Origin of the sequence: Mesorhizobium sp. M4A.F.Ca.ET.050.02.1.1 (assembly GCF_003997725.1) — a bacterium.
Classification (GTDB): Bacteria; Pseudomonadota; Alphaproteobacteria; order Rhizobiales; family Rhizobiaceae; genus Mesorhizobium.
In genome coordinates this window covers 1-1,936 of record NZ_RZSG01000994.1, presented here as the reverse complement: position 1 = coordinate 1,936, position 1,936 = coordinate 1, and the positions used below count along the sequence as shown (strand labels likewise).

The following is a 1,936-nucleotide window of genomic DNA, read 5'->3' as shown; positions in this document are numbered from 1 at the left end:
CACCTATGTCACCGACCGTGCCTTCCTCAGGCCCTATATGGAGGTGCGCGATCGGCTGTTCGCCAGCCCGGCGCCGGCCTCGACATTGATGATCGTCTCCGGTTTCGCCCGGCCGGAATTCAAGGTCGAGGTCGAGGTGATCGCCGCCGGATGATCGACAGGCGATGCCAGCCGCGCTAGGTCTGGCGCGATGATTTGAAGAGGCACGACATGACCGTTGCGAACAGACGCTTGTGGTGGGGCGACTACCGGACCACCGAATACGCCACGATCGATCCGGAAGCCACGATCGCCGTGCTGCCGGTGGCGGCGATCGAGCAGCACGGACCGCATCTGCCGGTGTCGACCGACACCTCGATCATGAATGGCATGCTGGACACCGTGATCGCCCGCCTGCCCGCCGATCTCGACATCCGTATCCTGCCCGTCCAGGCGGTGGGCAAATCCAATGAACATCTGCACGCGCCGGGCACCCTCACGCTGCCGGCGACGACGCTGGTCGATGCCTGGACCGAGCTCGGCCTGTCCATCGCCAGGGCCGGGGTGAGAAAGCTGATCGTCGTCAACTCGCATGGCGGCAATGAGGAGATCATGGGCATCATCACGCGCGAACTGCGCGTGCGGACCAAAATGCTGGCGGTGAAGACGAGCTGGCAGCGTTTCGGCCGTCCGGCCGGCATGTATACCGAGCTTGAGGACCGCCAGGGCATCCATGGCGGCGACGTCGAGACCTCGCTGATGCTGCATTTCCGGCCCGACCTCGTCGACATGGGCAAGGCCGACAACTTCGTTTCCAATGTCGGCCGCGCCGAGAAGGAATTCGCCCTGCTGCGTCACACCGGCACGCACGCCTTCGCCTGGATCGCCAGCGACCTCAACCCGAACGGTGTGGTTGGCGACGCCTCGATCGCCACGCCCGACAAGGGCCGGCTGACCGCCGAGCATCAGGCCGACGGGTTCATCAGCCTGGTCAGGGATGTGCGCAAGGCGAAGCTCGCAGACTGGCTGCCGTAACTCGAAGGATTCAGGCTTCGATCTTCAACTCGAAAGGTATGCCCTCGAAAGCGTCGGCGCCGCGCCCGATCGCTTCGATGGCGGCGATCATGCGGCCATCGCGGCCAAGCAAGGCATCGGCGACGGCGATCAACCGCGGATTGGGGGTCGCCGAGGGGGAGAGCGCGCGCAGCGTCTGCGCCAGCTCGACCTCGTCGCGCTTCGGCGCCAGCGCCGCGGCAATGATATAGGCCGAGGCGGTCGACCGGCTGATGCCGGCATAGCAATGCACGACGAGCGGCTTTGCCCGATCCCAGCGATAACCGAAATCGAGCAGCGCGCGGACATGCTGCTCGCCCGGCATGGTCATGCCCTCCTGCGCGACGGCAATATCGTGCATGACCAGATGCAGATGGTTTTCCGCCGCGATCGAGGCCGGGCGCATCACGTCGGTGCCGGCGGCAAGCAGCGACAGCAGGCGCTGCGCGCCGGTTCTCGCCACGGTCTCCTCGACTTTCGACAGCGAACAGACATGGATCATGGGCTGGTTTCCTTCGTCCGATGCTCGCGCAATGAGGTCCAGTCGGCAAGCGCCGCTTCGAGCCGCTGCCATTCGGTCTCATCGCCCGGCAGTCCGGCGCGCAGGACCTGTGGCCGCTGGGCGAAATGCCGGAGCAGGATGCCGCGCTCACCCAGCGCCGAAAACAGGCCGGCGGCTTCGGGCAGGCGCAGATAGCGGAACAACGTGGTGCCGCCGGCCACGGTAGCGCCGAACCGGGCGAACAGCTTGTCGAGCCGCGCCGCGTCCTGCGCCAGCCGCCCACGCATGGCGGCCTGCCATTGCGTGTCGCCAAGCGCGCGGATGCCGTATTCGAGCGCCGGGCCTGCCACCGCCCAGGGCCCCAGTGGCGTCTCAAGCCGCTGGACCGTCAGCGTGTCGGCC

At 66.6% G+C, this 1,936-nt stretch carries 2 protein-coding genes and 2 pseudogenes; 2 read left to right on the top strand and 2 right to left on the bottom strand.

The window, feature by feature from the left end:
* Window positions 1-154 (top strand): annotated as a pseudogene (locus tag EOA33_RS41110) (RidA family protein); the annotation flags it as partial.
* Between the two features lie 56 nt (window positions 155-210).
* Window positions 211-1,014 (top strand): creatininase family protein, encoded by an 804-nt coding sequence (locus EOA33_RS34105; protein WP_127407610.1) that lies wholly within the window; start codon window positions 211-213, stop codon window positions 1,012-1,014.
* A gap of 10 nt (window positions 1,015-1,024) precedes the next feature.
* Here EOA33_RS34105 and EOA33_RS34100 read toward each other — a convergent pair whose 3' ends face one another.
* Together EOA33_RS34100 and EOA33_RS34095 are read right to left on the bottom strand one after the other, a co-directional pair.
* Entirely contained in the window at window positions 1,025-1,534 is a 510-nt protein-coding gene (locus EOA33_RS34100) for a tyrosine phosphatase family protein (RefSeq protein WP_127400066.1), read from the bottom strand.
* Window positions 1,531-1,936 (bottom strand): annotated as a pseudogene (locus EOA33_RS34095) (threonine-phosphate decarboxylase); the annotation flags it as partial. The pseudogene EOA33_RS34095 and the gene EOA33_RS34100, both read right to left, overlap by 4 nt.